This is a genomic window from Shinella sp. G-2 (assembly GCF_050172695.1).
Taxonomy (GTDB): Bacteria; Pseudomonadota; Alphaproteobacteria; order Rhizobiales; family Rhizobiaceae; genus Shinella.
This window is the reverse complement of record NZ_JBBEYH010000026.1, coordinates 52,802-77,922: the sequence shown is the minus strand read 5'-3', so window position 1 is coordinate 77,922 and position 25,121 is coordinate 52,802. Positions and strand designations below refer to the sequence as shown.

Here is a 25,121-nt window from a genome sequence, read left to right as displayed (position 1 = left end):
GGACTGGCGGCGCATCGCAACCCGCTACGACCGTTGCGCGCATACCTTCTTCTCGGCAATCTGCATCGCAGCCACCATCATCTTCTGGACCTAATCAATGAGTCCTGAGCCTAGAGTTTGTCAGGGAAAAGTGGGAACCGGTTTTCCCTAAAAGACAAACGAAAACAAAAGAATTTAGAGCATTTCCAGCCGAAGCGGGATCGCTTCGGCGTCGGATATTGCGGTAAAAACAAAAAGCGAGAGCATTTCCGGCGAGCCGGATTTCACCGGAAATGCTCCAGGCCGCCAGCCGGTGCAGCCCGCCCGTGCTTACCGGCGGGCAAGACCATCCAGCAGAACGTCGAGGCCCTTGCGGAAGGTGCCGTCCCAGTCGCTGTCGAGCAGCAGCCGGGAGCGTTCGATTGTCGGATAGTGCTCGCTGAGCTGGGCAAGGCGCTGCTGGGCGGCCGCCTGATCCTCCTGCGAAAGGGCGAAGCTTGCCCGGGTGGCGGTCGCACCGATCACATAGTTCCAGAGCGACCATATCGCGACATTCAGCTCCGCATCGGGCACACCGGATGCCGACAGGATCTGGCTCAACCGTTCAAGGCGGCCGAGAATGTTGGGACCTAAGGCACGGCGCGGCAGCAGTGCCGCCGACCAGGGGTGGCGCAGCATGGTGGCGCGCCAGTCTTCGAGCATATGAACGACATTTCCGCGCCAGTCCGAAAGTCCGGCCGCTTGCGCAGGGCCGCCATAGGCGAGCACCGTGTCGAGAGCGAGATCGAAGACTTCTTCCTTGTTGCCGACATGCCAATAGAGGCTCATGGCGCCGGCGCCGAGTTGGTCGGCCAGCCGGCGCATCGTCAATCCGCCAACGCCATGGGCGTCCAGCAGTTCGATTGCAGTCGTGACGATACGTTCCCGCGTCAGGGCCGGTTCGTGCGCGGATCGGGGCGGTTCCGCCGGCTGTGACCCTTTGCTCCGTTTGGCTGCCATCTGTTCTTCCCGCTGGTTTCCATGCCGGATTTAAGCCGACAGGCTGTGAATGTCGATGCCGGGCGATTGACTCGTACGATGTACGATGCAATGGAATCGTACATCGTACGAGTCAATGTGAAGCGGACATGCAGGCCCGGATTCACGACGGCCGGCGACATCGAGAGGACACCATGTCACGCGCAATCAGGCATCTCATGATCGGAGGACTCATCATCATGACCACGGGCTTTTCCCGACCCACGGCAGCGAGCGAACCGGCCGCCGGACTGACCATCGTCAATCCGCAAGGCCTCTACGATCCGACGCCCAACGGCTACAGCACGGCGGTGATCGTGCCTGCCGGTGCCCGGACGGCCTATATTTCCGGGCAGGGTGGCCAGGATGGCACCGGCGCCTTGTCGCCCGACTTCGCCGTGCAGGTGAAGCAGGCCTATGCGAACCTGCGCACCGCCCTTGACGGGCTCGGCGCCAGGCCCGATCAGGTCGCCAAGCTTACGGTCTTCGTGGTCGATCACGACATGTCCAAGCTTGGTGTGCTGACCAGCAGCGTCAAGGAGATGTTCGGCGACAGGCTGCCGGCCCAGACCCTGGTTCCCGTTCCCAAGCTCGCCATCGACCCCATGCTCTTCGAGGTCGAAGCCATCGTCGTCCTGGATTAGGTCAGCACATAGTCGACCGGAACCGGCATCGGCGGGAGATCCGTCTCGCCGAGCGCCGATCGCAGGTGGATCTCGATCGTCGTGGCATAGGCCGAGAGCGGCAGGTCGTTGGGCATCAGGCCGAACGGCTCTTCGAGTTCCTCGCCGAGGGCATCGAGGCCGAAGAAGGTGTAGGCGACGAGCATGACCGCGAGCGGCGTTGTCCAGCCCAGCGTATCGGCAAAGCCGAAGGGCAGGATGAAGCAGAACAGATAGGCCGTGCGGTGCAGCAGCAGCGTATAGGCGAAGGGGAGCGGCGTATTGGCAAGGCGTTCGCAACCGACGAGCGCCTGCGTCAGGCGTGTCAGGCTCTCGTTGAGGGCGAGGGCCTCGACGGGTAGGAGGCGATTTTGGCGCAGCAGGCGGCCGACAAGGGCGGCCGCATCGTGGAGGATCCTGTCGGCCGGGTTGGCGGGGGAGGCCGGCTCACCCGCCGCCTGGCTGTCCGTCTGCCGGCGCAATTGCCGGACGGCGGCATGGCCGAAGGCGATCACGGTGGTCAGGATATCGCGCCGCTCCGGCGAGGGGGTGTCGGTTCCGTCGTCGAGAACGACCGTCTGCCGGGCGATGTCCCGTGCAGTCTGGATGATCTGGCCCCAGAGCTTGCGTGCCTCCCACCAGCGTTCGTAGCAGGCGCTGTTGCGAAAGCTCAGAAAGATGGAGAGGGCGATGCCGATCAGCGTGAAAGGCGCGGGATTGACGCCGGGCACCAGCTCCGGCGCATAGCGATGCGCGGCGACGACGGCGGCAGAGAGCACCCCGACCGCGGCAAGCTGCGGCCATGTGCGCAGGATGATCGACCCCTTGAGGACGAAGAACAGCATCAGGAGGCTGGGACGGGGGCGAATGATCATTGCGGGCGATCCGGGCGAATGATGCCTTGGTCGGGCCGGAGGCCGTCGAAACGGCCTCCGGCCTATCGGGAACTAGTTGCTCGTCTTGAACCGGATGTCGGCGCTGAATTTCCAGCAGCTTCCCGTGGACTGGAAGAGCAGCTGGCCCTCGGGGTCCGGGTGTGCGCCCTCCGGAATGGGGTTGCCGTTGGCGTCGATCGGATTGCCCTGGTCCTCTCCCCCGTCGGACTGGCCGTCATAGTGAATGCGCGCCCACTCGACCGAGAAGTCGCCGGTCTGGCTCTGGTTGAACTGGAGGTCGAGATATTCGTCCTCGTCGCCGGCCTTCGCGGGTTCGACGGGTTTATAGGCATAGTCGATCATCTGTACGGGGAAGCCGCTATAGGTTTCCGGGCTGACGACCGTGTCGGACAGCATCGTGCCGCTGCTATAGACCGTCCTATGGATTTCCGGGGTGCTGTGCTGCCGGCGCGCCGCTTCGGACAGAAGAAAGCCCTGGAAGAAGGTCGTGAACTCGTCCTCGCTCTGGGTCGCGTTCTCGCCGCAGGCGCTGGCGATCTGTGAAAGGGCGAACTGGTCGGTTTCATCGAGGCTGCCGCCGGCCGCCTGCACGGTGCCGCAGGCGGAAAACAGCAGGGCCTGCGTAAGGGCGGTGAGCATAAGCGTTCGCAAAGAAGAGACGGGCACGATCGATTGACCTCGCAAATGATTCCCTGACCGGCGTGAGCCTAGCGACCGGTGCGGCTTCCGGCACGCGGAAAATGCACCGGTTCCACGGTCTCGTGCGTCACAGAAGCCCCAGGACCGTATTCAGGATGGCCAGCAGGGCGACGACGGCAAAGGCCGTGGCGAGGATGGCCGTCTGGATCCATCGGCGGTGCTCCGCGGCTTCCGCGGGTGAAAGCTGCATCGCCATCTCGATCTTGCCGGGCGAGGCCATGAGAAGGAAGGCCGCGGCGACATTGTGGACCGCCATGAACCACAGGACGTCCACGCCGAGCGACCGGGCAATTTCCGCCTGGGTCGCGGCGAACATCGCGTTCGCGCCGCTGTTGGAGCCGGTTACGAATCCTCCCATCGCGCCGACGAACGGTGCGGCGGCCAGATAGGCCGGCCCGGCGCCGGCCAAGGCCTGCGCCAGAAACGCCGCCATGCCCGAAACTGCCATGAGAACGCCCAGCACGATGAAGAGACCGGTGACGGGCGCGACCTGCTGCCAGGATGCAAATGCCCGGCGCAGCGACATGCCCTCGGGACGGCCGCGAGTGAACCATACCGTCGCGACGAACAGCCAGAGTGCCGGCGAGGCCAGGTAGCGCCAACCTTCGGACAGTCCGGAAACCCGCAGAGCAGCGCCTGCTACCAGCACCCCGCCGAGCAGCACACCATAGGCGGCAAGCGCTCTCCGGCCGGCATTCTCCAGGGGGGACACGCCATGCTGTCGGCGTCCGAGCAGGAGGTGGAGCGCGATCACAACCAGCGCGCCGAGCGCGCCGGCAGGTGGCGTCCCGAAGACGCTATTGACGGCGGTCACCGAGATCGTCAGGGCGATGCCGGACAAAACGCCCTGCAGGACGGCCGCGGCACGGTTCTCCGCGGGGCTCGCAAGCCACGCGGCGACGACGCCGGTCACGATGAAGGGGATGAGGCTGACGACACCGGACAGGACGCCCAGCGGCAGGAACGGCACGTCTGCCATGGTCGCCGCGATCAGCGTTCCCGGGCCCATGGACCCCCATGGCACGGCGCACAGCCCGAGCAGGCCGATGACCGCGACCTTGCGCGCGGGCAGGCCGAAATAGGCAAGGAGCGGAATCCCGATGGTCACGCCGATGCCGAAGCCCGTCAGCGACTCCGCGAAGGGCGTGATGCCGTGCACGACCAGCAGGACGGCGCCGACCCCTTGGCCCGCACGCCCGCGGATCCATTTTGCCAGTGCTGCCTGACCGCCGGCTTCACGCAATACCTCGGATAGCAGCAGCCCGCCGCCGACAATGAGAAGAACCTCCACGAGGATGGGAATCCACCGCAGGGCGGCAGGCGCAACGTCCGCCGCCGGGATGGGAAAGGCCATGAGGATCGCGAGGAGGGCCGAGCCGACGCCGAGAAAGGCGGCGTGCAGGGAGCGGGCGCCCAGGATAAGGGCGAGGATGGTGGACAGAACCGGCAGTGCGCTTAGGATAGTAGTCATGGGAAACACCGTTATTGCATATATGCAAATTATTTTGCGTATATGCAAAAGTCAAGAATGGGAATGAGTTTGGAAACGGAAGCACAGGAGCCGGACGTCCGGTTCGGCCAGGCGGTGCGCACGCGTCGCACGCAACTGGGCGTGACGCTCGATCAATTGGCCGAAACCAGCGGCGTCTCGGCCGCGGCCCTGTCGCGCGTCGAGCGCGGTCTTCTCAGCCCGAGCCTGCGCAATGCCATGGCCATCGCGCGGGGTTTGGGCTGCGAGCTGGGAGAGCTGGTCGAGCGCGAGAATGCGCAGATCGTCCGCGCGGGCGAGAACCTTCGCTTCTATGACGAGGCGACGGGCATCGAGCGGCTCGCTTTGGCGCGGCCGAGCCCCGACATCGAGCTTCTGGCCTACACCGTTCCACCGGGCGCGACATCCAGCCGGTTCGCCGCGCACAAGCCGGGAACCCGGGAGATCTTTCACATCCTCTCGGGCCGCCTGGAGGTCCATGCGACCCAGGAAACCGTGACGCTGGAGGCCGGCGATACCGTCGTCCTGCGCGTCGATTCCGAACATTGGTTTTCAAATGTGGGAGACGAACCGGTGCGCCTTATCCTGACGATCCTCGGCCCGTAAAACAGCTGTCGTTCGCGTCGGCAGCCGTCTATCCGGCGCGTTCCGGAGATGAACTGCCCTCCAGCACCGGGCGAAGCTTCGCGAGCGCCTGGCCGGCAAATTCGGTGAAGGCGCTGACGCGGGCGGTTCGGCGCAGATCCTCGTGGGTGAGGAGCCAGAGCGCTGCCGTCATGGCGGCGACGGGAGCGCCGATGCGAACGAGGCCCGGCGTCGCGTCGCCGAGATAGCAGGGCAGCGCGACAAGGCCGATGCCGGCCGTTGCCGCCTCGCGTGCGGCGACGAGCGAATCGCAGCGCAGCGCCGCCGCCGCGGGCGGCAACGCCGTGCGCATCCACCGCGCGACGCTGGAGGGGGCGAGCGCGTCGCCAAGCCCGATCCACCGCTCGTCGGCGAACCGGATCGCGCCGGCGGCATCGAGGCCGCGTTCCCCAAGATAGGAGGGAGCCGCGTAAACCGCGAAGACAATGTCCGATATGCGGCGGCCCACCAGTGTTTCGGGCGGATCGGCAGCCGGACGGATCGCGACGTCCGCGTCGCGATGGGCGAGGTTTGCGAAGGCGTTCGACGTGGTCACCTCGAGCTGGACGCCCGGATGACGCTGTCGGAAGGCTGCAAGAATGGGTGGCAGGATGGAAACCATCAGCGTATCGGTGGTGGTGATGCGCAGGTTGCCTTCGAGCCGCAAGTCCTGTCCCGTCAGGCGGCGTTCCAGGTCGTTGACCGTTTCCGCCATCTGCCTGGCAACGGCCAGCAGTTCCTCGCCGCCGGCCGTGAGCGTGTAGCCCGAGGGCAGGCGGTCGAAGAGACGAACCCCCAGTTTCTGTTCGAAGGCCCCGACGCGCCGCAGCACCGTGGTGTGATTGACGCCGAGCGTGCGAGCGGCGGCGGCGAGGGAGTTCGCCTCCGCCACCGCAAGAACGAAGCGAAGGTCTTCCCAGTCGATACGGTAGTTGCTGTGCATGATTGCACGAGCCTATCGCAAGGTTTCGTATCGGGCGAGCAAATTTGCAGCATTCTCCTCGACGTCAGTTGATGTGCAAAAATGCAGGAATGGGCGGCGATACAACAGATCGCGCTGCGAACGGGCACAGTCTACCTAAGGGGCACGACCGGGCGGGCCGGTCGGTGGAGATAGCAAATGACCCCCATTCAACTTTACACCTACCAGACCCCGAACGGCCACAAGGCCTCGATCATGCTGGAGGAAACCGGGCTGGCCTACGATGTCCATATCGTCGACATCGAGACCGGCGAGCAGAGGACGCCGGATTTCCTCGCCCTCAATCCCAACAACAAGATCCCGGTCATCGTCGATCCCGACCGGGACCGTACCGTCGTCGAGTCGGGTGCCATCCTGCACTACCTCGCCGAGCGGTCCGGTATCCTGATGCCGGGCAGCGAGGCCGAGCGTATCCAGGCGCTGAGCTGGACGCTGTTTCAGGCAGCCCATGTCGGGCCGACATTGGGCCAGCTCTGGAACTACAAGATCTTCGCACCGGAGAAGATCCCCTATGTCATCGGCCGCTTCGAGACGGAAGCCAGCCGCATCTACCGGGTGCTCGACGGTCAACTGGCGCTTCATGCCCATATCGCCGGGGACGCCTATGGCATTGCCGATGTCATGACCTGGCCGTGGATCCACGCCGGTCTCACCAAACTTGGCCTCGCCCTGGACGCGACGCCCGCTCTTGCCCGCTGGTACATGGCGGTCGCAGCCCGTCCGGCGGTCCTGCGCGGGCTTGCCGTGCCGCGGCTGCCGCTGCGCGAAAGCGCCTGATCTCGACCACACACTCTCTCTCTTCACATCATTTCCCGGAAAGGAGGCTCCTGTCATGGAAAGCCTGTTCGTCCCCTTGTCTCTTCTCGCAGGCGGCCTGCTTGCCGTGCAGGCCGGCGCCAATGCGCAACTTTCAAAGGCGGTCGGATCGCCCTTCGCCGCGACCACGCTTCAGCTCGGTATCGGCACCGGCCTGCTGTTTCTCGTCACACTGCTGACCGGCACCCTTGCGGTTCTCGGCGCCGTCCCGCAGGCCGAGTGGTGGCATCTTGCCGGAGGCACGGCCTCCGCCGTCTATGTCGTCTCGACCATCGTGCTTTTCCCTCGCCTTGGCGCCGTGGTCTCCGTCGGACTGTTCATTGCGGGGCAGATGCTCGCCTCGCTCGCGCTCGACAGCTTCGGCTTGCTCGGCGTCCTGCAGACCGGCCTTCGGGCCGGCGCGGCGATCGGCACGCTGACCGTGCTCGCCGGTGTCGGCCTCATCGTGTTCGGCCAGGGCGGCAGGGACAATCTCAAGGCGGGCAAGCTTGGCTGGATCGCTCTTGCGCTGGTGGCCGGCGCCGCTCTTCCGGTGCAGGGGGCCGTCAATGCGCTGCTGCGTCAGGATCTCGGCGGTGCATCCTTTGCGGTGGGAGCGATCTCGTTCTTCGTCGCCACGCTTGCCATGGCGGCGGTGATGCTGGTGGCGCTTGCCTTGCAGAAGGCGCCCGGGCCGCATCTCGGCGGCGTGCGCACCATGCCCTGGTGGGGCTGGCTCGGCGGCTTTGCCGGCGCGACCTATGTCACCACGGTCTTCACCGCCATCCCGGTGATCGGTGCGGCCGCGGCGGTCGGCTTCACGGTCGCGGGTCAGCAGGTGGCAAGCGTCTTCGTCGACCGCTACGGCTGGTTCCGCCTGCCGCAGAGACCGGTATCGGGCCTGCGCCTTGCCGGCGTCCTGCTGCTCCTTGCCGGTGTCGCGCTCATCAAGCTCGTCTAGGGGGCGATCCCGAATTGAGACAACTCGCCACGCAACGTTACTTAGCCGGCCAAAATCCTGCCCCGGCGCAGAGCGCACTATCGCGCCAGGGCAGGGATCGTGGAGGCGGGAGAAAGGACGGATATCATGGACAGGACGCTGACGCCGGAGGTTCCGGTCAAAGGCGCGGCCCAAGCCGCGCAGCCCTGGAAGAGCTTTCTTCTTGTCGTCGCGGGGAACGCCGGTTTGATCCTGCTGATCGTGCTGCTCGATCGGGTCTACGGCATCGATTACTGGAATATCGTACGGGACCCCAATGCGATTGCCGGCCAACCCGCCTATTTCGGCTTCTATTCCGGCATGGGATCGGTTCTCTGGCTCGTGGCAGGGGCGACGACCCTTTTCGCCGCGGGATGCCTGCGCCATGCCGGCGCGCCGGATCGGCGCAGGCTCCTGCTTTTCCTCGGCGGCCTGTTCTGCATGATCGCCGGCCTCGACGACCTTTTCATGCTCCACGAACAGAGCTACCGGATCGGCATTCCCGAAAAGCTCGTCATGGCGGTCTATGCCCTGTTTCTCATGGCGGTTGCCGCCGCGGCCTATCCGGTCTTTCGCAACACGAACTGGATCTACTTCGCCGCTGCTCTCCTCTGTCTCGGCACGTCGGCGCTGGTCGATATGGCGGACCTCGCCCTATCGGGCGCGGTGCTGATCGAAGAGACCCTGAAGTTTACGGGGATCGCCTTCCTCGCTGCCTATCTGGTGAGCCTTGCCGCCGCTGCCATGGCGGCGGCGCTTGGCCGGCGCAGCCTCTAAAGCAAGGGCGTGACGACGGCGGGAATGCCGAGAACGATGGCGAGGCTGAGAAAAACGGCGGTTGCCAGTTTCACGCGGTTGCGTTTGCGTGTCGTTTCTCCGGTCCAGTCGTAAGCCATGGTCTTCCCTTCATAGGCATGCGTGCCGCAATCGCATTTGCGGAAACGCAAATCTGGCTCCGGGCTCCATTCGAGGCAACCCCGGAAATCTTGCCCTGCGGATGGTGCAGGCAGAGGACCCGGGAGCGCCTCGTATCGCTCGACCGGGTCCCTGCGCGGTCGATGCGGCTTGGGCAGCACACCGGTTCGCGCAGTCTGTTCGCGAAGGGATGGGGAGGCAGGAGGATCGCCCTGCTCGCGACAGCGGGCATGGGCTTCCTGAAGGATGCGCCGCGCGCGATAGGTGTTGAGCGGCAGCGGCTGATTGGTGAGCCGTAAATGTTCAAGACGCTGGTCGATACTACTGATGGCGCGAGCCAGACGGTCTGCGGGAGCATATCCTCTCCGCAGAGAATGGGGACGTTGCGTGGGCATGGGCATTCCTCGAATCGGCTCCATCATGGAGCGGCGCCAAGGTAGCCCCTCGTCCGGGCGATCCAACCTACCGGCGATTGCGCACGGCTTCGTGGCTTCCGCTTCGTAAAGCGCAAGGAACGGATTTTATTCAAATTGTCCGTATTCCGTCAGGCGCTCATATCGCCGTAAAGCCATTGTCGACGAACAGATGCGCCCCGTTCACGAATTCCGACTCGTCGCTGGCAAGATAGAGCGCTGCGCGAGCGATGTCCTCGGGTTCGCCGATGCGTCCCTGCTGCGCTGCCAGAGCGGCATCCGAGACATCGACGCCATAGCGGTTCAGCGCCTCGATTTCGCGGTTGCCGTGCGGGGTCCGCACGAAGCCGGGGCACACGGCGTTGCAGCGGATGTTGCGGTCGCGGAATTCGATGGCGATGGCGCGGGAGAACATGTGAACCGCTCCTTTGGTCGTGCCGTAGAGCACTTCCATGGGCGTCGCGGCCACCGCCGAGATCGACGACGTGCACACGATCGAACCGCCGCCCGACGCGATCATGCCCGGCAGCACGGCGCGCGTTACCAGGAACATCGAGCGGACGTTGATGGCCGTCAGGCGCTCCCATTCGTCGAGCGTGGTTTCCAGGAACGGTTTGACGATGATCGATCCGGCATGGTTGAACAGCACATTGGCTGCGCCGTAATGCGCTTCGATGGCCTTGACGGCATCGATCACGGCGGTCTCGTCGGAGACGTCGGCGACGAAAGCCCTGGCATCGCCTCCCTTCGCGCGAATGTCGCTGGCCGTCTGTTCCGCGGCATCGGCGTTGTAGTCGAGGATCGCGACGCGCGCGCCCTCGGCGGCAAAGAGCCGCGAGGCGGCGCCGCCCATGCCCGTCGCACCGCCTGAAATGATCGCGCGTTTTCCGTCAAGTCTGCCTGCCATGGTCGCCTCTCCTGTCATGTTGCGGGCCTTCGGGGCCGCCAGGGCGTGAAGGCAGGGTGGGAATATCGGCAACGGACTACATCTGACGCCGGAAGGTCAAGACACCAGTTGAAACTGCACGTCGCCGTCGGCCGCAGAAAAGACCGCAGGCAAGGCCTCGCCATGCGTTGTCGCCGGCGCATCGCGACCCAATATTAGAGGCAACGTTCAACCATTCCGGAGCCCGTCGTGAAAAATCCCTATGAGGTTCTCGGCGTGCCGCCCACCGCATCGGCGGCCGAGATACAGAAAGCCTATCGCAAGCTCGCCAAGAAGCTGCACCCGGATCTCAATCCGGGCGACACCTCGGCGGAAGACAAGTTCAAGGAAGTCGCCGCGGCCCATGACCTGCTCGGCGATGCCGACAAGCGCAAGCGTTTCGACGCCGGCGAGATCGACGCCTCCGGTGCGGAACGTCCGCCGCGCCAGAGCTATTACCGCGACTATGCGGGTGCGGAACGGGAGCACCCTTACGCGAATGCGTCGGGCTTTTCCGACTTCATGGACGGCGAGGACATCTTCGCCGATCTCCTGCGGCGCAGCCAGCGGGCCGAGGCCAACCGGCGCGGCCGGGACCTGCATTACCGGCTGGAGATCACCTTCGCCGACTCCATCGCCGGCGCCAGCAGGCGCATCACCCTGCCGGATGGCGGTGCGCTCGACGTCACCATTCCGCCGGGGCTCGTCAGCGGCCAGACGCTGCGGCTGAAGGGGAAAGGCGCGCCGGGCGGCGGCGGGGCGGGCGATGCGCTGATCGAGGTGGAGGTCCTGCCCGATCCGCGCTTTACCCGCGAGGGCGACGACATCGCCATCGAACTGCCGGTTTCGCTGAGCGAGGCGGTGCTTGGCGGGCGCGTGCGGGTTCCGACCGCCACGGGCGCCGTCACCATGACGGTGCCGAAAGGCTCGAACAGCGGCACGACCTTGCGCCTCAAGGGCAAAGGCGCGCCCCGGCGCGGCGGCGGTTTCGGCGACCAATTCGTCAGGTTGAAGGTCGTCCTACCGAGCTCGCCCGATCCCGAACTGGAAGCATTCGTGTCCGGCTGGGTGAAGGGGCAGGCGTTCAACCCGCGTGAGGAGGCCTGATCATGGCGATGAACAAAGAGGAATTCCTGAAATCCTCCGGCCTCAAGGTGCAGGTGCTGGAACTGTGGATCGAGCAGGAATGGCTGCTGCCGGAGACGACGGCGGCCGGTCTACGCTTCACGGAGATCGACGCCGCCCGCGCCCGGCTGATCGGCGAACTGCAATCCGGCATCGGCGCCAACGATGCCGGCATCGACGTCATCCTGCATCTGATGGACCAGGTGCACGGCATGCGCCGCGCGCTCGCCGAGCTCCGCCGGGAAATGGCCGAACGCAAGGCCTGAGACAGGATCGCGAAAGGGAAAGCTTCCCCCGTGTTTTCGATGGCATGGCGGAGAAAGACTCGCTACCTTCGCTCCAAGAGTTGAGCGCCATCGGCCGGTCGGGCCGTGGTCCGTCCTGCCGGAATGGATAGTGCATGAATGCTGCTCCGCCTCCCGTCGTTTCCCAGCCGGTCGCGGCACGGCTGACGCGCGCAGCCATCTTTCTCGTCGTCACTGTCACGCCCGGCCCTGAGGCGGAAAACGCGGTGCGCTCGCTCTGCGCAGACCTGTCCGGTCTCGTGCGGGCGGTCGGCTTTCGCGATCTGGAGGGTGGGCTTTCCTGTGTCTTCGGCATCGGCTCGGAGGCCTGGGACCGTTTTTTCGGAGCGCCTCGCCCCAAGGACTTGCATCCCTTCCGCGAAATCCGTGGAACGCACCATGCCGTCGCAACGCCCGGCGATCTGGTCTTCCATATCCGCGCCGCGCGCATGGACCTCTGCTTCGAACTCGCCACCCACCTCATGGGCCGGCTGGGGGGCTTGGTCGCCACCGAAGACGAGGTGCACGGCTTCAGCTATTTCGACGACCGTGACCTGATGGGGTTCGTCGACGGCACGGAAAACCCGGTCGACGGTGCGGCCATCGCCGCGACGATCATCGGCGACGAGGATCCGGACTTTGCCGGCGGCAGTTATGTGATCGTGCAGAAATATCTGCATGACCTTGCCGCCTGGAACCGCGTGCCGGTCGCCGAGCAGGAGCGGATCGTCGGCCGCGAAAAGCTCTCCGACATCGAGCTTTCCGATGCCGCGAAGCCCAGCTATGCCCACAATGTCCTCACCTCCATCGAGGAGAACGGCGAGCCGCTGGAAATCCTGCGCGACAACATGCCCTTCGGCAATGTCGGCAAGGGGGAATTCGGCACCTATTTCATCGGTTATGCCCGCTCGCCCGGCCGGATCGAGCGCATGCTGGAGAACATGTTCATCGGCTTGCCGCCCGGAAACTACGACCGGCTGCTCGATTTCAGCCGCGCCGTCACGGGCTCGCTCTTCTTCATTCCCTCCGTTTCCTTCCTCGACGCGGTCGTGCCCGGTGCTGCCCCGCCCGACGCTGCCACGCCGGCAACGGCGGATCCAAAGCCCTCGCGCCGCACCGACGGATCGCTCGGCATCGGCTCTCTCAGGAAAGGGGTTTCCCATGAATAACCTGCACCGCGACCTTGCGCCTATTTCCGAGGCCGCCTGGGCCGAGATCGAGGAGGAGGCGACGCGCACGCTGAAGCGGCATCTCGCTGCCCGGCGCGTCGTCGACATGGTCGGCCCGTCCGGGCTCGGTCTTTCGGCGGTCGGCACGGGCCATGTCGTGCCCATCACGCCGCCGGCCGAAGGCGTTCAATCCGTCCGTCGCGAGGTGCAGACGCTCGTTGAGCTTCGCGTGCCCTTCCAGCTTTCGCGCAGCGCCATCGACGATGTGCAGCGCGGGGCGCGCGACAGCGACTGGGCGCCGGTCAAGGAGGCGATGCGCAAGATCGCCTTTGCCGAGGATCGCGCGGTGTTCGACGGTTATGCCGCTGCCGGCATCGAGGGCATCCGCGCGGCGGCAAGCAATCCGGCCGTGCCGCTTCCCGCGGGCGTCAAACGCTATTCCGATGCGGTGGCAAGGGCGGTCGGCCAGCTTCGCCTTGCCGGCGTCGAGGGCCCCTATGCGCTGGTGCTCGGCGCGGATGCCTATATGGCGGCGAGCGGCGGCAGCGACGATGGCTATCCGGTCTTCCATCATATCGAGCGGATCGTCGACGGTGGCATCGTCTGGGCGCCGGCCATCGAGGGTGGCCTCGTGCTTTCGCTGCGCGGCGGCGATTTCGAACTGACGGTCGGAGAGGATTTCTCCATCGGCTACCTCGCCCATTCCGCCACGACCGTCGATCTCTATGTCGAGGTGAGCTTCACCTTCCGCACCCTGACGAGCGAGGCGGCCGTAGCGCTGGTGGCCGGATAGGCACCCAATCTCGGGCATCTATTCCAGGCGCACCCAGTCCGTGGCTTCGAGCACATAGGGCGCGAAGAGGAAGTCGCGAATGCCGGCAATCCGGTCTCCCGACCATTCGACCAGCACGAAATGCGCAGGCCGTTCCATCGGGCCCGTGCCGTCGAAGACCAGCATGGCCGGCTGTCCCTCGACCGCGCCGAGGGCAAAGCGCCAGGTCGGCACTTCCGCGTAGCGCGTGAAGTAGGGAACGGTCTTTTCTCGCCCCTGCCACCGTAGCCGGTTCACCAGGTCGAGCCTCACGTCATCGGCGAGCATGGCACGGATGGCGTCGAAGTCGCCGCTGCGAAACAACTCGACATAGGCGGTGATCTTCTGCCGTTCCGTGTCCGACACCAGCGGCAGCTGCATGTCTTCGGGCGTCTGTGCAAGCAGCCGCAAGGCGCTTCGCCCGCGCTGCAGCGCCGATTTGGCCGCTGCCGAAGAACAGTCGGCGATGGTGGTGATCTCCTCGACCGAGTGTCCCAGAACATCCTTGAGGATCACCGCGCAGCGCTGAAGCTCCGGCAATCGCAGGAAGGTCCGGAAGCCGATCGCCAGGATATCCGGACCGGCGACCGGGGCCGCCTCGATGTCGTCGGTGAGGGGCACGACCGTGCTACGGGCCTTGCTGCGCAGGAAATCGAGGCTCGCATTGTGGGCGATGCGGAACAGCCAGCCTTCGAGATTGTCGACTTCGGTGCCCTGGCTTCGGGCGTGCAAGGCCTTGACGAGGGCATCCTGCAGGACATCCTCACCATGGATCGCCGATCCCGTCATGCGCGCGCAGTAGCGATGAAGACGGGGGCGCAGCGCTTTCAGCCGATCCTCGAAGTCGTCCCTGTCCATGGCGTTGCGTACTTTCGTTCTTTGGTTTCGAGGGATCGCGCGGTCGTTCTGCCGCCCATCTCTGCCCTTGCCGGGCGCACCCGGCAAGAGGGCGGGTTCAGAGCGCGCGCTCGTCGAAAATGTACATCCGGAATCCGGAGCCGTCGGGGGCGAAAAGCCGGCGGTCGGCAGCGGCGGCCTGTCCTTCCGGGCTCGCGAAAGCGGCTTCAAGGGCCGCAAGGTCGTCGAAATGCAGGATGCCGATCCGGTAGACGGCGCCCGGACCGGTGGGCGTCGCGACGGGGCCGTTATTGATCTCATATTTGCGAAGCCCCGGAAGTTTTCGGGCGAGGGGCACGTGGATATCGAAATAGTGCCGGTCGAAGGCTTCGATGTCCTGCGGCGTCGGATAGGTCACGATCATGCGTGCCATGGTGGTTCTCCTTTGGGGGTGCATGGCAAACGATGCCTATCGGGCGGCGCTCGCCGCCATCCTGCCCTGAAAGGAGTCGAGGCTTGCCAGTTGGGCGATCTTCGGGAAACAGGCTTTCATGCCCGGATCGCTGCGCATCGCTTCAACTGCTGCGGGCGTCTCCCATTCCGAGCAGATGACGACGCCCGTTCCGTCTTCCGCCGCGATCAGCCGCGTTTCCTTCCAGCCGTGCAGGGTACGGACCACCGTGTCCATGTTCTCTTTCAGGAGTGCGATCAGCGCGTCCTGCTTTCCGGGCTTTGCCCGCAGGACGTTGATCAGGGTGACGGTTTCGTCGGACATGGCATGTCTCCTTCGGGTTCGGATAGGCCAAGGACGATCCGCCACCGGCAAACGGATCGCGACGCGAAAGATTTTTTGAGGAGGCCGAGCGGGCGGCATTTCCACCGCCTCGCTCTTGTGTACATGCCCTACGAGCGCGCGGCCTCGCGCGCCGGATCGATGTAGTACTGGTCGTAGAGGTCCCGATATTTCTCGGCGGCACCCGCATCGCTGTAGCGGGGCAGGGTGCCCATATCCGTCTTGTTGAGGACGACGCCGAGGATCTTCGCCTCGATCCGGCTTTCCGCGGCCAGGATGTCGCGCACCAGCTTCGCAGGCGTCTTGCCCCATTCCACCACGAACAGGAAACCATCGGCCATCGGCTCGAAAGCCTTGGCATCGATGACGGGGCCGAGGGGCGGGAGGTCGACGACGATATAGTCGAAGGCCTGACGGGCCTCGTCGATGAGTTGGCGCATGGCGGGGGAGGAGACAAGATCGCTCGTATGGCGGGCGCGGCCGGTCTCCGCGCGGGCAGCGATGGGCAGGATGGAGAGCTGGGACTGGCGGTCGGTCTTGATCGCCTGGTTCCAGGGGATCTCTCCGGTAAGCGCCTCGATGAGCCCCACCTGCGGCAACGGTTTCATCATGGTGGCGAGAGCGGGCTTGCGCACGTCGCCGTCGATCAGCAGTGTCTTTCTGCCGCTGACGGCAAGCAGCGCGGCGAAGTTGGTCGCAACCGTGGACTTGCCTTCGCCGGGCAGGGCCGAGGTGACGCCGATCACGCGGCTCTGGCGGCTCTGGCGGCCCTGCAGCATGACGTCGCCAGCGAGTTTTGCGTTGCGCAGGGTTTCGGCGAAGACGGATCGGGGGGCGTCCAGCACGACCCGCGTCATGCGTTCAAGCGGAACGACATCCTCGCCGTCGGCAGGGTCAGGCTCCGCCTTCAGCGCCTTCGCGCCGATCATCGCGGGCTTGCGTTTCCGTGCGCCGCCGATGAGTGGCAGATAGCCGAGCGGCTTGAGGCCGAGCGCCGCGCGCACGTCGCTTTCCAGCCGGAAGGCACGCTCGCGCAGTTCCTGCACGAAGGTCAGCGCGCCGCCGGCCATGAGGCCGAGCACCAGCGACAGGGCGAGCACCAGCGTCTTGCGCGGGCTCGACGGCGAGGTCGGCACGCCGGCATCGGAGATCACCCGCGCCTTGGCGATGGGGAAGGATTGTTTCTGCGATGCCTGCTCGAAGCGGCTCAGATAGGATTCCGAAAGCGCCTTGAGGGCCGTCGCCTTCTGTTCGAGTTCGCGCAGGCGCACCGAGGAGCGGTTCGCCGCGGCGTTGCTGCCGGCGACCTTGTCGATGTTTTCGCGCAGGGACACTTCGCGCGAGCGGGCGACCTCGTATTCGTTGCGGTAGCTTGCGGTCAGCTGCTGGAGCTCCCGGTAGATCTGGCCGGCGAGAACGTCCTTCTCCGCCCGGAGCGCTGCGGCCTGCGGATGGTCGGCACCAAAATTCTGCGCGATGTCCTGCGCGCGCTTGACGACGGAATTATAGCGTTCCCGCAGGTCCTGCAGCACGGAGCCGCCGGTCTGCTGCGTGGGGATGGAGGCATTTTCGACCGCCTTGTCCGGCCCCTGCTCGACAATGGCCTTGAACTGGGCGTAGCGCGCCGAGGTGCTGGCGGCGTCGGCCTGGGCGAGGATGAGCTGGCTGTTGAGATCGGCAAGCTGCTGTTCCGACATCAGTTCGCCGCGCGCCGTGGTGAGGCCGTTTTCGTCGCGGTAGCGCTCGACCTCCAGTGCGGCCTCCTGCGCGCGGGCCTGGATGTCGGTCAGGCGCTCCTGCAGCCAGGTCGACGCCTGCTCCGTCGCCGTGAAATTGGCGCTGAGCTGATCTTCGAAGAAGGCCTCCGCATAGCGCCGGGTGACGGCGGCGGCGAGGTGCGGATCGGTCGAGCGGAAGGAGACGGCGAGCACGGCGCTGCGGCCGGCGCGTTCTACCGTCAGCGATTGCTGCAACAGGGCGGCGGCCTTCTCGCGCCGCCCCTTGGCAAGCGCTTCCTCCGTCGCTTGCGGAGCGGTGGAAGACGTCAGGGTTTTCACCCAGCCTTTGAGGATCGCGACGGGCGATTGCGGCGGATCGAGAATGGTCGCGTTGTCGGCAAGCTTCAGGTCGTCGACGACGCGCTGCGCCAGCCGGCCCGACTTCAGGATCTCGGCGGCGCTCGAAATGCGCATGTCGATCTGCTGGCTGCTTTGCGGCGAAGGCTCGCTCTCCTCCGCATAGCGGGAAAGCTCCTCGTCGAGCAGGATCTGCGTCTGCGACGTATAGACCGGCGTCGCGAACACGAGATAGGCGGCGGCGAGCGCGACGGCGACGGCGATGCAAAGCCCGATCAGCCGGGCGCGGCGGACGAGGATCGCCAGCAGGCGGTTGAGATCGATGAAGGAATCGGACGGTTCCGGTTCCCGTCGCAGGACACTGCTGTGCGGTACGGTGCGTTGATGCATGGGGCTCCGTTCTGCCTTTCGGCGCGATGGAAACTGCTCCTCCCCAAAATGGCCCCGGGCCCGAACCGGCCCGGAGCCACGGGATTATGCCGCGCGAATCCGGCCCTCGTGCGACAACACCATGTCGCGCAGGGACGGGTAGAGCGCGTCGCCGAGATCCGGGCGGGCAAGGGCGAAGGCGACATTGGCCTCGATGAAGCCGTGCTTGGAGCCGCAGTCGTAGGTCCGTCCTTCATAGGGATGGGCGTGGAAGGACTGGGTTTGCGAGAGCTTCAGCATGCTGTCGGTGAGCTGGATTTCGTTGCCCGCGCCGCGCTGCTGGCGCGCAAGGTGCCCGAAGACCTCAGGCTGGAGAATGTAGCGGCCGTTGAGAAAGAGGTTGGACGGCGCTTCGCCGGCCCGCGGCTTTTCCACCATGTGGGTAACGGCGAAGCCGTGGCGCACGGCCGCGCCCTTGCCGACGATGCCATATTGCGCGGTTTCCTCCGGCGCGCATTGCTCGACGCCGACCACGTTGCCGCCGACCTCGTCGTAAAGCTCCATCAGGCCGGCCATGCAGCCGCGCGGGCCGAAGGAAACCATGTCGGGCAGCAGAAGCGCGAAGGGTTCGTCGCCGATGACGTCGCGCGCGCACCAGACGGCGTGGCCGAGGCCGAGCGGGGCCTGCTGGCGCGTGAAGCTCACCGAGCCTGCAGCCGGAAGCAGCCGGCCGAGTTCGCTGACCTTGTCGTCCTTGCCGGATTTTTCCAGCGAGGAGATGAGTTCCGGGGTGTCGTCGAAATGGTCCTCGATGACCTGTTTGTTGCGGCTGGTGACGAAGACGACATGTTCGATGCCGGCCTCGCGCGCCTCGTCTAGGGCATATTGTACGACCGGGCGATCGACGATGGTCAGCATCTCCTTGGGCATGGCCTTGGTGGCCGGCAGGAAGCGGGTTCCGTTGCCGGCGACGGGGATGATGGCCTTGCGGACGGTCTTGGTTCGCACCATGGAATTATCCTTTGTTCTTGAACGGCTGGCCGGGTGCGGCCGCCGCATGGGACGCCGGCGGTGCCGTCAGGCGGCGCCACCGGGCTGCGATCGGCATGGAAAGATGCCGGAGCGCGACGGGATCGCCGAGCGCCGCCCTGAGGGCAGACCCGAGCGAACGGTTCTTGAGATGATGGACGAGGGCGAGGAATGCGTGCGCTTCCCGAAGGCTGCGCGTACGGCGGCGTTGTGCGCGCGCGGCATGCCCTTCCAGCGGAAAGCGGGCGAGGAAGCGTTGATCTCCCGCCAGCATCGCCTCCACATGATCGAGACGCAGCACGCGGGAAATCGAACCCTCGCGGATATGGTAGAGATAACCGGCCTCCGGGACGATGGCGCAGCGCCCACCCGCGGCAAGGGCTGCGGCGAGCAGCAGATAGTCCTCGCCGATCCTGAGGCCTTCGTCATAGGCAAGGTCGTTGTATTCGAGGAAGGCGCGGCGGAAGATCGGTTTCATGTAGCCGAAATTGTGCGTGCCGCGGAAAATCCGATTGGAGTCGATGAAGGCGGGCAGCGCCATATGCGGCATGGCCGCAAGACGTGTGGTGGGAAACATCGGCTCGATCCGGCCGTCGCCGTGCAGCACGTCGAGATTGTCGACCGCGATGGCCGCGTCCTGTCGTTCCGCGGCGGCGATCAGGCGGCGAAGGCGGTCCGGCCGCATGGTGTCGTCGGAATCGAGCACGGCGATCCAGCGGCCGCGCGCCGCGGCGAAGCCGGCATTGCGCGCGCCGCCGGGGCCTTTGTTGCTGTCGAGCGCAACGAGCCGCACGGCCGGCGCGCCAAGCGCGGCAACGGCTGCGCGCGTCGCGTCGGTCGAGCGATCGTCGGCGACGATCACCTCCACGCTCAGCCCGTCCTGCTTCAGTGCGCTGCCGATGGCGCGCTGGATGGTGTCGACCGCATTGTAGGCGGCGATCACGACGCTGACGTCGGGCGCGCTCATCGTACCGTCTCCAGCTTGCCGTAGGGTTCGATGGTGGGCGCCCCGAAGAGCCCGCCGACCGTGCCGGCATGGAGGAGGCCGCGCAGCAAGAGGCGGTTGCGGCGCATCGGGGAAAAGACGAAGGCGGTGGCACCCGCAAGGCAGGCGGCGCATTTGGCTGCGGCAAGTGCGGCTGCGCTCAGCCGGCCCGGCCCCTCCTGCCTTTGGGCGAGAATCCGGCCATGCGTCTGCCCCATGCGCAGCCGGCGTTGCGCCAGCCAGGAGAAGCGGGCGCGCGCGGCCGGAACCGGCTCCTCTACCCAGGCATCTTCCGCGAAGGCGATGCGGCCGCCGGCGGCATGCACGGCGCTGAAGAAGGCGGTGTCTTCGCCGCCGCTCTTTCCGAGCGCAAGGTCGAAGCGTCGCCCATCGATCGATGGGGCGGCGCGGCGCATCAGTACGTTGCAGGTATAGCCGGTGCGGATCTCGCCGTTCACCCAGACGGGGCGCGTGGCGTGGAAGTCGCCGCTGCGCATCCAGTCGGGCGCGCCGGGCGCATAGAGCGCACGCACCGGGCCGAGCACAACGTCGGCGCGGTTTCTTTCCGCCGTTGCAAGCAGGCGGTCCAGCCAGAGCGGTTCGACTGTCTCGTCGTCATCGACGAAGGCGATGAAATCGGCAGTCGTGTGATCGAGGCAGGCATTGCGGGCGATGGAGATATTGCCGGCCGGGCAATGCACATAGGCGATCTCCGTCGGCAGCATCGGCATGGCCGCCTCGACACGGGCGCGGGCGCTCGGTTCGACGTCGTTGTCGGCGACGATGATGCCGAGGCGCACGCCGGCCGGGACGATCAGCTTCGAGAGGGAGGCGAGCGTTTCGCTGAGCGCCGGGCGGCGAAAGGTGCAGATGGCGATGTCGACGCGAAGCGGGACCGTCATGCAAAAGCCCTCCGCTGGCGGATGTCGAGCACTTCACGCCAGAAGCCGGCAGACCAGGCGAAGTGCATGATCATGGCGGAAACGGCGGCAAGGAGGCCGTAGGGATTGCGCTGGCCGAGCGCCATCCACGCGCCGTAGCCCATGCAGGCGGCGGCCCAGAGCATGAAGGGCACGGCTGCGATCCAGGTGATCGCCGCAAGGAACGCGCCGACGGCGACGGGAGCGACCATCAGCGGCAGGAGCTGGCGCAGGCTCGGGCGCGAGCGGTGCTTCAGGAAGTTCCGCGCCCGGCCGCGGCCGTAGCCGAAATACTGCTTGAAGAGCGGCAGGGCGCTGGCGCGGGGATAGTAGACCATGCTGGTGCGCGTGGTCATCCAGACGCGATAGCCGGCCTGATGGAGCCGGTAGTCGTATTCGGCGTCCTCATTGGCGGTGAAATTTTCGTCATAACCGCCGACGGCGCGGAAGGCGGATATGCGCATCAGCGCGTGATGGCCGTGGTCCGCCCAGTGGCTTTCCGTGCCCGCCCGGTGCTTGGCGCCGCCATTGCCGAGCACGGAATTCTGCGCGACCGCGGTCGCCTTCTGGAAGGTGCCGAAGCCGACGGTCTGCATGGCGACGACGACGGAATCCGCGCCGGTTTCCAGCGCATCTTCCACCAGCACGCGGCAATAGTCGTCCGGATAGGTACCGTGCGCATCGATGCGGATGAGATAATCGTGCTCGACGCCGAAGGTGGAGACGGCAAGGTTGATCGCGGCACTCTGGATACGCTTGGGATTGTCGAGCACATGCATGTTGGGCACGGTTTCGGAAAGACGCAGGGCAATGTCCTGCGTGCCGTCGGTGCTGCCACCGTCGACGACGACGAGGGTGGCGTTGAGATCGGAAAGCGTCGGTTCCAGATGATGGATCAGCGGTTCCAGGTAGCGCGCCTCGTTGAGGCATGGAATCACGATCAGGCACCGCACGGATGCTGCAGCGTCAACGGTCATGGCAATCCACCTTGTTTGCGATAAGGGAAGGAAGAGGGGTAAGCGCGGCCGCCTGCTCGGTCGCCCGCTCGACCGCTTGTCCGACCGGCTGCCGCAGGGCGGCCAGGCGCTGGACGAAGGCAGCGCAATCGGCGCGGTCGAGGATCCAAGGCCGCGTGCCGAGCTTGAGGAGATTGGCATAAGGCGCCCGGTAGCTGTCGCCGTCGAACGAGGCGAAGCGGTTGACGAGGGTTTCAAGACGGTCGTTGGCGAGAGCAATGCCGATGCCGCGCTCCCGGGCGAGCCTTGCGGTTTCGGTTCCATCCAGCACGATGGGCAGCGCGCCGTGCCGGCAGCCCTCATAGAGGCGGTTGGGCAGCAGCCAGAGCGAGTTCTGGCCTTCCTCGAAGAAGTCGATGGCCCAGGTGAAATCGACCTCGCCATAGATGGTGGAGAGATCTTCCGGATTGCGATAGGCGCCTTCGAAGCGGATATGGGGCTCGCGGGCGATGCGGCCGTCGAAATCGTCGAATTCGGAATAAGCCGGTCTTCCGCGCAGCACCACCTCGAAGCGTCCCTCCATCTGCCGGGTGAAGGCGGAAAGGAGGTCGAGCGATTTGCGGCAGCGGATCGCGCCGAACCAGCCGATACGCCAGGGTTTTCCTGCCGGGCGCGTCCGGGCGGGCAGGCCGGTCTCGACGCCATCCAGTTCCAGCACCTGGTTTTCGAGAAGGTGAATGGGGGCATGGATGCCGGAAAGCGGCTTGAAGTAGTGGGTGACGAAGGCGGGAGAGCTGGTGACGACGAGGCCCGCCTTTCGGCCGAAATGGCGTTCGGCGCCGCGCAATGCCCGGCCGACCATATCGTCCCGCAACAACAGGCGATGGATGTCGAGGCATTCATAGACGATGGGAACGGCGCCGAAGCGGGCGGAAGCGCGCCCGGCAACGGCAAGCATCTCCAGATTGCGGGCGAGAATGACGTCCGGCTTCGGAGCGCCGGCAAGCTTGCGCGGCAAAGTCATCGCCGCAGCTGCTACGGCAACGAGGCGCTGGGCGAAGCGGGCATCCCCGGTAACGCCGAGGTCGATGGGCATGACGCCCTCGATTGCGGCAAGCCGGTTCTCGCCGCGGCGAAAGCCGGCGAGCGTCACCGAGGCGCCGCCCGCCTGCAGCATCAGCACCCGCCGGCGCACGGCCGGGTCGGAAAGGTCATGAACGAGATAGAGAACCCGGAGCATCGCCGTCACCGTCAGTTCACGAGACAGGCGACGGAGCCGTCGAACTGGCAGGGCTCGCCCTCGGCGGTAAAGGCGATGCGCTCCACGTCCATCTCGGTCGGCCCGGCAAAGGCGAAACGGCCCATCCAGTCGGACAGCGTGTCGGTGCCCCAGAGCGACAGGAAGATTTTCTGGGCGTGGGTGGGAAGTTTTGCGGCGTCCGTCACCTCGTGCACCAGCGTGCCGTTCACATAATAGCCGAGACGGTGTTTCTGCCAGACGAAGGCATAATCGTTGAAGCCGCTGTCGGCGCCGCCGGGAACGGGAACCAGGTTCTCGTTGCCGCCCTTGCCGGCGATATATTGGTTGACCTGGACGCGGGACGTATCCTTGCCCAGAACTTCGAAGTCGATCTCGTCATGCGGCTTCTTGTCGGTGGGGCCGATATAGCTGAAGAAGGCCGAGTTGAGCCCGGGACCCGTCGCCGATTTCATGCGCACTTCATAGGTGCCGTAGCCGTAGCGCTTGCGGGTCTGCACCTCGCCGCAGGCATATTGGCGCTCGCCGGTCGGCCTGGCGTCGAAACGGAGGGAGAGCTTGCCGCCCTCCACCTTCACCGCGTCCTTGGACCAGGTGCAGTTCTGGTGCGCGCCGTTGTTCCAGCCGTCGGAAACATACCAGCGGGCGGTGTCGAGCCCATCGAATTCTTCGACGAAGGACGTGCCGTTCGCGCCGTCCTGCGCGGCGAGGGGGCTTGCGGCGGCAAGGGCCGCAAGAAAGGCGGCTGTTTTCGCGATGGTGTTCGGGGGAACGGTCATGTCACCTCCTTTGAGCGATGGACCCGGTGGGCTTCATCGGCGGGCGCTGTTGGCGCTCGGCGACGGTTCGTCTGGGGCCACCCATGCGACGGCCGGTGAGGGTCGCGTGCAGGGCGGGCGCAAAGCGCCGGGCGAGCGCGTGCGTGGAAACGAGAATGGCGAGTGCAAGAACCGGGCTTGCCACGTAGAACAGCGGGTAATGGGCGATGCCGAGCCGGTTCCAGACCATCCAGAAGAAAATGAGCAGCGGGTAGTGGCCGCAGAAGATCCAGAAGCTGAGCCCGCCGAGCCGCGCCAGCGCCTGGCCCGCACCGGTGCGGATGAGCAGCGCCGACAGCGCCCAGGCGCCGAAGATGCCGGACATGGCTGCAAGGGCGCGCAGCATGTCGAGCCAGACGGGAAATTCCGGGCCGAAGGCGTAAAGCGCGACGGACAGCAGCACTGCGACCCCAAGGACGGCCAGCGTCACCGGCAGGGCGAAACGGTCGATGCGGCGGATGTCGATGCGGTGGAGGGCCATCGTCACGCCGAAGCTGAAGCCGAACAGAATGGATTTCTTCAGGAAGATGCCGTTCGGCACCGGCAGCACCGCATAGGCCAGCATCAGGGCGAGCGCGGTGCGCGGATAGCGCAGCACGGCAAGTGCGATGAGCGGCGAAAGAACGAGGCAGAGGAGCAGATCGCGCAGGAAATAGAGCGGGATGTTGATCGGCCAGGTCTCGAGCGCAAGGCCGAGATTCATCAGCGCGCGGGGCGTGGCGTTCACGACGTCGGGCAGATAGCCGAAGCCGATGCCGCGCGACTGGGCGAGATAGACGAAGGCCAGGAAGGCCAGGTTCCAGAGGAGGAACGGCAGGAGGATCGTCGAGGCCTTGGTTCGAAGCGTCTTTCGGTAGTCGAAGGCCTCGAGGCCGCGGTGGAAGAGCAGGTAGCCGGAGATGGCGCTGAGGCAGGGAACGCCGATGCGAAAGAGACTGTCGGCGAGAAATACCCGCATCCAGTCGAGACCGCCGAACGTGCCCGCATAGGGGCTCGTTGCCGGGTTATAGGGAACATGCACGAAGATGATCCCCGAGATCAGCACGATACGCATCATGTTGATGCGTGCTGAAACGGTCGCGTCGATTTGCACGGTTCCGTCACCCCTTTATGTGCCGTTCCCGAAGGCGGCCTTCAAACAAGAGCAGACCTGAGCCTACGAAGAGCAGTGTGGGTGACGGGGCAGCGGAAAATATGGCGACGCAGCAAATTCGCCGGCGCTCGCGGTTGCATCGCAGCATATCGTGCCGACTTGCATTTCGTCAGAAATACACGCTCACATATGCGTGAGACAAATGTGAAGGCCCGCGCTTCAAT

27 protein-coding genes and 1 pseudogene are annotated in these 25,121 nt (G+C 65.5%); 10 read left to right on the top strand and 18 right to left on the bottom strand.

What is annotated here, in order from left to right; genetic code table 11:
- Window positions 1-94, top strand: a pseudogene (locus V8U06_RS24960) (IS5/IS1182 family transposase); the annotation flags it as partial.
- A 215-nt stretch (window positions 95-309) separates the two neighbouring features.
- Here V8U06_RS24960 and V8U06_RS24955 read toward each other — a convergent pair.
- Window positions 310-978 (bottom strand): TetR/AcrR family transcriptional regulator, encoded by a 669-nt coding sequence (locus V8U06_RS24955; protein ID WP_427142978.1) that lies wholly within the window; start codon window positions 976-978, stop codon window positions 310-312.
- A gap of 173 nt (window positions 979-1,151) precedes the next feature.
- On the opposite strand from V8U06_RS24955, the gene V8U06_RS24950 reads away from it, so the two are divergent.
- Complete coding sequence (locus tag V8U06_RS24950) at window positions 1,152-1,640, top strand: RidA family protein (protein ID WP_427142977.1); 489 nt, start codon at window positions 1,152-1,154, stop codon at window positions 1,638-1,640.
- Here V8U06_RS24950 and V8U06_RS24945 read toward each other — a convergent pair.
- From V8U06_RS24945 to V8U06_RS24935, 3 genes are all read right to left on the bottom strand, one after another.
- Complete coding sequence (locus tag V8U06_RS24945; protein ID WP_427142976.1) at window positions 1,637-2,533, bottom strand: bestrophin family protein; 897 nt, start codon at window positions 2,531-2,533, stop codon at window positions 1,637-1,639. The genes V8U06_RS24950 and V8U06_RS24945 overlap by 4 nt on opposite strands.
- A 72-nt stretch (window positions 2,534-2,605) precedes the next feature.
- Window positions 2,606-3,193 carry a hypothetical protein gene (locus V8U06_RS24940; protein ID WP_427142975.1) on the bottom strand — a complete coding sequence of 196 codons (588 nt, stop codon included), beginning with the start codon at window positions 3,191-3,193 and terminating at the stop codon, window positions 2,606-2,608.
- A 127-nt stretch (window positions 3,194-3,320) separates the two neighbouring features.
- The gene (locus V8U06_RS24935) at window positions 3,321-4,724 is read right to left on the bottom strand and encodes an L-lactate permease (RefSeq protein WP_427142981.1); all 1,404 of its coding nucleotides are present in this window, start codon (window positions 4,722-4,724) and stop codon (window positions 3,321-3,323) included.
- A 63-nt stretch (window positions 4,725-4,787) separates the two neighbouring features.
- Between V8U06_RS24935 and V8U06_RS24930 the strand changes: the two genes are divergently transcribed.
- Window positions 4,788-5,348, top strand: a complete 561-nt coding sequence (locus tag V8U06_RS24930; protein ID WP_427142974.1) for a helix-turn-helix domain-containing protein — start codon at window positions 4,788-4,790, stop codon at window positions 5,346-5,348.
- Window positions 5,349-5,376: 28 nt separating this feature from the next.
- Here the strand turns inward: V8U06_RS24930 and V8U06_RS24925 are convergent, their stop codons facing one another.
- A complete protein-coding gene (locus V8U06_RS24925) occupies window positions 5,377-6,309 on the bottom strand; it encodes a LysR family transcriptional regulator (RefSeq protein ID WP_427142973.1) in 933 nt (310 codons plus the stop codon).
- A gap of 177 nt (window positions 6,310-6,486) precedes the next feature.
- Between V8U06_RS24925 and V8U06_RS24920 the strand changes: the two genes are divergently transcribed.
- From V8U06_RS24920 to V8U06_RS24910, 3 genes are all read left to right on the top strand, one after another.
- Window positions 6,487-7,125, top strand: coding sequence for a glutathione S-transferase family protein (locus V8U06_RS24920; RefSeq protein WP_427142972.1), 639 nt, complete (start codon window positions 6,487-6,489; stop codon window positions 7,123-7,125).
- Between the two features lie 55 nt (window positions 7,126-7,180).
- A complete protein-coding gene (locus V8U06_RS24915) occupies window positions 7,181-8,104 on the top strand; it encodes a DMT family transporter (RefSeq protein ID WP_427142971.1) in 924 nt (307 codons plus the stop codon).
- A 126-nt stretch (window positions 8,105-8,230) separates the two neighbouring features.
- Window positions 8,231-8,899: a hypothetical protein gene (locus V8U06_RS24910; RefSeq protein WP_427142970.1), complete on the top strand. Its 669-nt coding sequence runs from the start codon at window positions 8,231-8,233 to the stop codon at window positions 8,897-8,899.
- On the opposite strand, the gene V8U06_RS24905 is transcribed toward V8U06_RS24910, so the two are convergent.
- Both V8U06_RS24905 and V8U06_RS24900 read right to left on the bottom strand, forming a co-directional pair.
- Window positions 8,896-9,432, bottom strand: a complete 537-nt coding sequence (locus V8U06_RS24905; protein ID WP_427142969.1) for a hypothetical protein — start codon at window positions 9,430-9,432, stop codon at window positions 8,896-8,898. The genes V8U06_RS24910 and V8U06_RS24905 overlap by 4 nt on opposite strands.
- A gap of 157 nt (window positions 9,433-9,589) precedes the next feature.
- On the bottom strand, window positions 9,590-10,357 hold the full coding sequence (locus tag V8U06_RS24900; RefSeq protein WP_427142968.1) for an SDR family NAD(P)-dependent oxidoreductase: 768 nt from the start codon (window positions 10,355-10,357) through the stop codon (window positions 9,590-9,592).
- Window positions 10,358-10,585: 228 nt separating this feature from the next.
- Here V8U06_RS24900 and V8U06_RS24895 point away from each other — a divergent pair, with 228 nt between their 5' ends.
- From V8U06_RS24895 to V8U06_RS24880, 4 genes are all read left to right on the top strand, one after another.
- Complete coding sequence (locus V8U06_RS24895; protein WP_427142967.1) at window positions 10,586-11,482, top strand: DnaJ C-terminal domain-containing protein; 897 nt, start codon at window positions 10,586-10,588, stop codon at window positions 11,480-11,482.
- Window positions 11,483-11,484: 2 nt separating this feature from the next.
- Window positions 11,485-11,766 (top strand): chaperone modulator CbpM, encoded by a 282-nt coding sequence (locus V8U06_RS24890; protein ID WP_427142966.1) that lies wholly within the window; start codon window positions 11,485-11,487, stop codon window positions 11,764-11,766.
- Window positions 11,767-11,900: 134 nt separating this feature from the next.
- Window positions 11,901-12,953, top strand: coding sequence for a Dyp-type peroxidase (locus V8U06_RS24885; protein ID WP_427142965.1), 1,053 nt, complete (start codon window positions 11,901-11,903; stop codon window positions 12,951-12,953).
- Entirely contained in the window at window positions 12,946-13,746 is an 801-nt protein-coding gene (locus V8U06_RS24880; RefSeq protein ID WP_427142964.1) for a family 1 encapsulin nanocompartment shell protein, read from the top strand. Before V8U06_RS24885 ends, V8U06_RS24880 begins: the two co-directional genes overlap by 8 nt.
- A gap of 18 nt (window positions 13,747-13,764) precedes the next feature.
- On the opposite strand, the gene V8U06_RS24875 is transcribed toward V8U06_RS24880, so the two are convergent.
- The 11 genes from V8U06_RS24875 to V8U06_RS24825 form a co-directional block, all read right to left on the bottom strand.
- A complete protein-coding gene (locus V8U06_RS24875; protein WP_427142963.1) occupies window positions 13,765-14,622 on the bottom strand; it encodes a sigma factor in 858 nt (285 codons plus the stop codon).
- Window positions 14,623-14,719: 97 nt separating this feature from the next.
- Window positions 14,720-15,034, bottom strand: coding sequence for an EthD family reductase (locus tag V8U06_RS24870; RefSeq protein ID WP_427142962.1), 315 nt, complete (start codon window positions 15,032-15,034; stop codon window positions 14,720-14,722).
- 36 nt (window positions 15,035-15,070) lie between these two features.
- Window positions 15,071-15,376, bottom strand: a complete 306-nt coding sequence (locus V8U06_RS24865) for a putative quinol monooxygenase (RefSeq protein ID WP_427142961.1) — start codon at window positions 15,374-15,376, stop codon at window positions 15,071-15,073.
- Between the two features lie 128 nt (window positions 15,377-15,504).
- Window positions 15,505-17,859: a polysaccharide biosynthesis tyrosine autokinase gene (locus V8U06_RS24860; protein ID WP_427142960.1), complete on the bottom strand. Its 2,355-nt coding sequence runs from the start codon at window positions 17,857-17,859 to the stop codon at window positions 15,505-15,507.
- Between the two features lie 84 nt (window positions 17,860-17,943).
- Window positions 17,944-18,849 carry a UTP--glucose-1-phosphate uridylyltransferase gene (locus V8U06_RS24855; protein ID WP_226922106.1) on the bottom strand — a complete coding sequence of 302 codons (906 nt, stop codon included), beginning with the start codon at window positions 18,847-18,849 and terminating at the stop codon, window positions 17,944-17,946.
- Window positions 18,850-18,853: 4 nt separating this feature from the next.
- Window positions 18,854-19,834, bottom strand: a complete 981-nt coding sequence (locus tag V8U06_RS24850) for a glycosyltransferase family 2 protein (RefSeq protein WP_427142959.1) — start codon at window positions 19,832-19,834, stop codon at window positions 18,854-18,856.
- A complete protein-coding gene (locus tag V8U06_RS24845; protein ID WP_427142958.1) occupies window positions 19,831-20,754 on the bottom strand; it encodes a glycosyltransferase in 924 nt (307 codons plus the stop codon). The genes V8U06_RS24850 and V8U06_RS24845 overlap by 4 nt, the downstream gene beginning before the upstream one ends.
- Window positions 20,751-21,749 carry a glycosyltransferase family 2 protein gene (locus V8U06_RS24840; protein WP_427142957.1) on the bottom strand — a complete coding sequence of 333 codons (999 nt, stop codon included), beginning with the start codon at window positions 21,747-21,749 and terminating at the stop codon, window positions 20,751-20,753. Before V8U06_RS24840 ends, V8U06_RS24845 begins: the two co-directional genes overlap by 4 nt.
- On the bottom strand, window positions 21,739-22,968 hold the full coding sequence (locus V8U06_RS24835) for a glycosyl transferase family 1 (RefSeq protein WP_427142956.1): 1,230 nt from the start codon (window positions 22,966-22,968) through the stop codon (window positions 21,739-21,741). The genes V8U06_RS24840 and V8U06_RS24835 overlap by 11 nt, the downstream gene beginning before the upstream one ends.
- 11 nt (window positions 22,969-22,979) lie before the next feature.
- Window positions 22,980-23,765, bottom strand: a complete 786-nt coding sequence (locus V8U06_RS24830; RefSeq protein ID WP_427142955.1) for a glycoside hydrolase family 16 protein — start codon at window positions 23,763-23,765, stop codon at window positions 22,980-22,982.
- A gap of 1 nt (window position 23,766) precedes the next feature.
- Window positions 23,767-24,891, bottom strand: coding sequence for an acyltransferase family protein (locus V8U06_RS24825; protein WP_427142980.1), 1,125 nt, complete (start codon window positions 24,889-24,891; stop codon window positions 23,767-23,769).
- Between the last annotated feature and the right edge of the window lie 230 nt (window positions 24,892-25,121).

Coding starts and splice junctions, on each gene's coding strand:
- V8U06_RS24910 (WP_427142970.1), top strand. CDS start 8,231: ATGGACAGGACGCTGACGCCGGAGGTTCCGGTCAAAGGCGCGGCCCAA.
- V8U06_RS24835 (WP_427142956.1), bottom strand. CDS start 22,968: ATGCTCCGGGTTCTCTATCTCGTTCATGACCTTTCCGACCCGGCCGTG.
- V8U06_RS24915 (WP_427142971.1), top strand. CDS start 7,181: ATGGAAAGCCTGTTCGTCCCCTTGTCTCTTCTCGCAGGCGGCCTGCTT.
- V8U06_RS24880 (WP_427142964.1), top strand. CDS start 12,946: ATGAATAACCTGCACCGCGACCTTGCGCCTATTTCCGAGGCCGCCTGG.
- V8U06_RS24885 (WP_427142965.1), top strand. CDS start 11,901: ATGAATGCTGCTCCGCCTCCCGTCGTTTCCCAGCCGGTCGCGGCACGG.
- V8U06_RS24860 (WP_427142960.1), bottom strand. CDS start 17,859: ATGCATCAACGCACCGTACCGCACAGCAGTGTCCTGCGACGGGAACCG.
- V8U06_RS24845 (WP_427142958.1), bottom strand. CDS start 20,754: ATGACGGTCCCGCTTCGCGTCGACATCGCCATCTGCACCTTTCGCCGC.
- V8U06_RS24930 (WP_427142974.1), top strand. CDS start 4,788: ATGAGTTTGGAAACGGAAGCACAGGAGCCGGACGTCCGGTTCGGCCAG.
- V8U06_RS24940 (WP_427142975.1), bottom strand. CDS start 3,193: ATGCTCACCGCCCTTACGCAGGCCCTGCTGTTTTCCGCCTGCGGCACC.
- V8U06_RS24850 (WP_427142959.1), bottom strand. CDS start 19,834: ATGAGCGCGCCCGACGTCAGCGTCGTGATCGCCGCCTACAATGCGGTC.
- V8U06_RS24855 (WP_226922106.1), bottom strand. CDS start 18,849: ATGGTGCGAACCAAGACCGTCCGCAAGGCCATCATCCCCGTCGCCGGC.
- V8U06_RS24890 (WP_427142966.1), top strand. CDS start 11,485: ATGGCGATGAACAAAGAGGAATTCCTGAAATCCTCCGGCCTCAAGGTG.
- V8U06_RS24920 (WP_427142972.1), top strand. CDS start 6,487: ATGACCCCCATTCAACTTTACACCTACCAGACCCCGAACGGCCACAAG.
- V8U06_RS24875 (WP_427142963.1), bottom strand. CDS start 14,622: ATGGACAGGGACGACTTCGAGGATCGGCTGAAAGCGCTGCGCCCCCGT.
- V8U06_RS24955 (WP_427142978.1), bottom strand. CDS start 978: ATGGCAGCCAAACGGAGCAAAGGGTCACAGCCGGCGGAACCGCCCCGA.
- V8U06_RS24830 (WP_427142955.1), bottom strand. CDS start 23,765: ATGACCGTTCCCCCGAACACCATCGCGAAAACAGCCGCCTTTCTTGCG.
- V8U06_RS24900 (WP_427142968.1), bottom strand. CDS start 10,357: ATGGCAGGCAGACTTGACGGAAAACGCGCGATCATTTCAGGCGGTGCG.
- V8U06_RS24950 (WP_427142977.1), top strand. CDS start 1,152: ATGTCACGCGCAATCAGGCATCTCATGATCGGAGGACTCATCATCATG.
- V8U06_RS24870 (WP_427142962.1), bottom strand. CDS start 15,034: ATGGCACGCATGATCGTGACCTATCCGACGCCGCAGGACATCGAAGCC.
- V8U06_RS24925 (WP_427142973.1), bottom strand. CDS start 6,309: ATGCACAGCAACTACCGTATCGACTGGGAAGACCTTCGCTTCGTTCTT.
- V8U06_RS24865 (WP_427142961.1), bottom strand. CDS start 15,376: ATGTCCGACGAAACCGTCACCCTGATCAACGTCCTGCGGGCAAAGCCC.
- V8U06_RS24840 (WP_427142957.1), bottom strand. CDS start 21,749: ATGACCGTTGACGCTGCAGCATCCGTGCGGTGCCTGATCGTGATTCCA.
- V8U06_RS24905 (WP_427142969.1), bottom strand. CDS start 9,432: ATGCCCACGCAACGTCCCCATTCTCTGCGGAGAGGATATGCTCCCGCA.
- V8U06_RS24935 (WP_427142981.1), bottom strand. CDS start 4,724: ATGACTACTATCCTAAGCGCACTGCCGGTTCTGTCCACCATCCTCGCC.
- V8U06_RS24945 (WP_427142976.1), bottom strand. CDS start 2,533: ATGATCATTCGCCCCCGTCCCAGCCTCCTGATGCTGTTCTTCGTCCTC.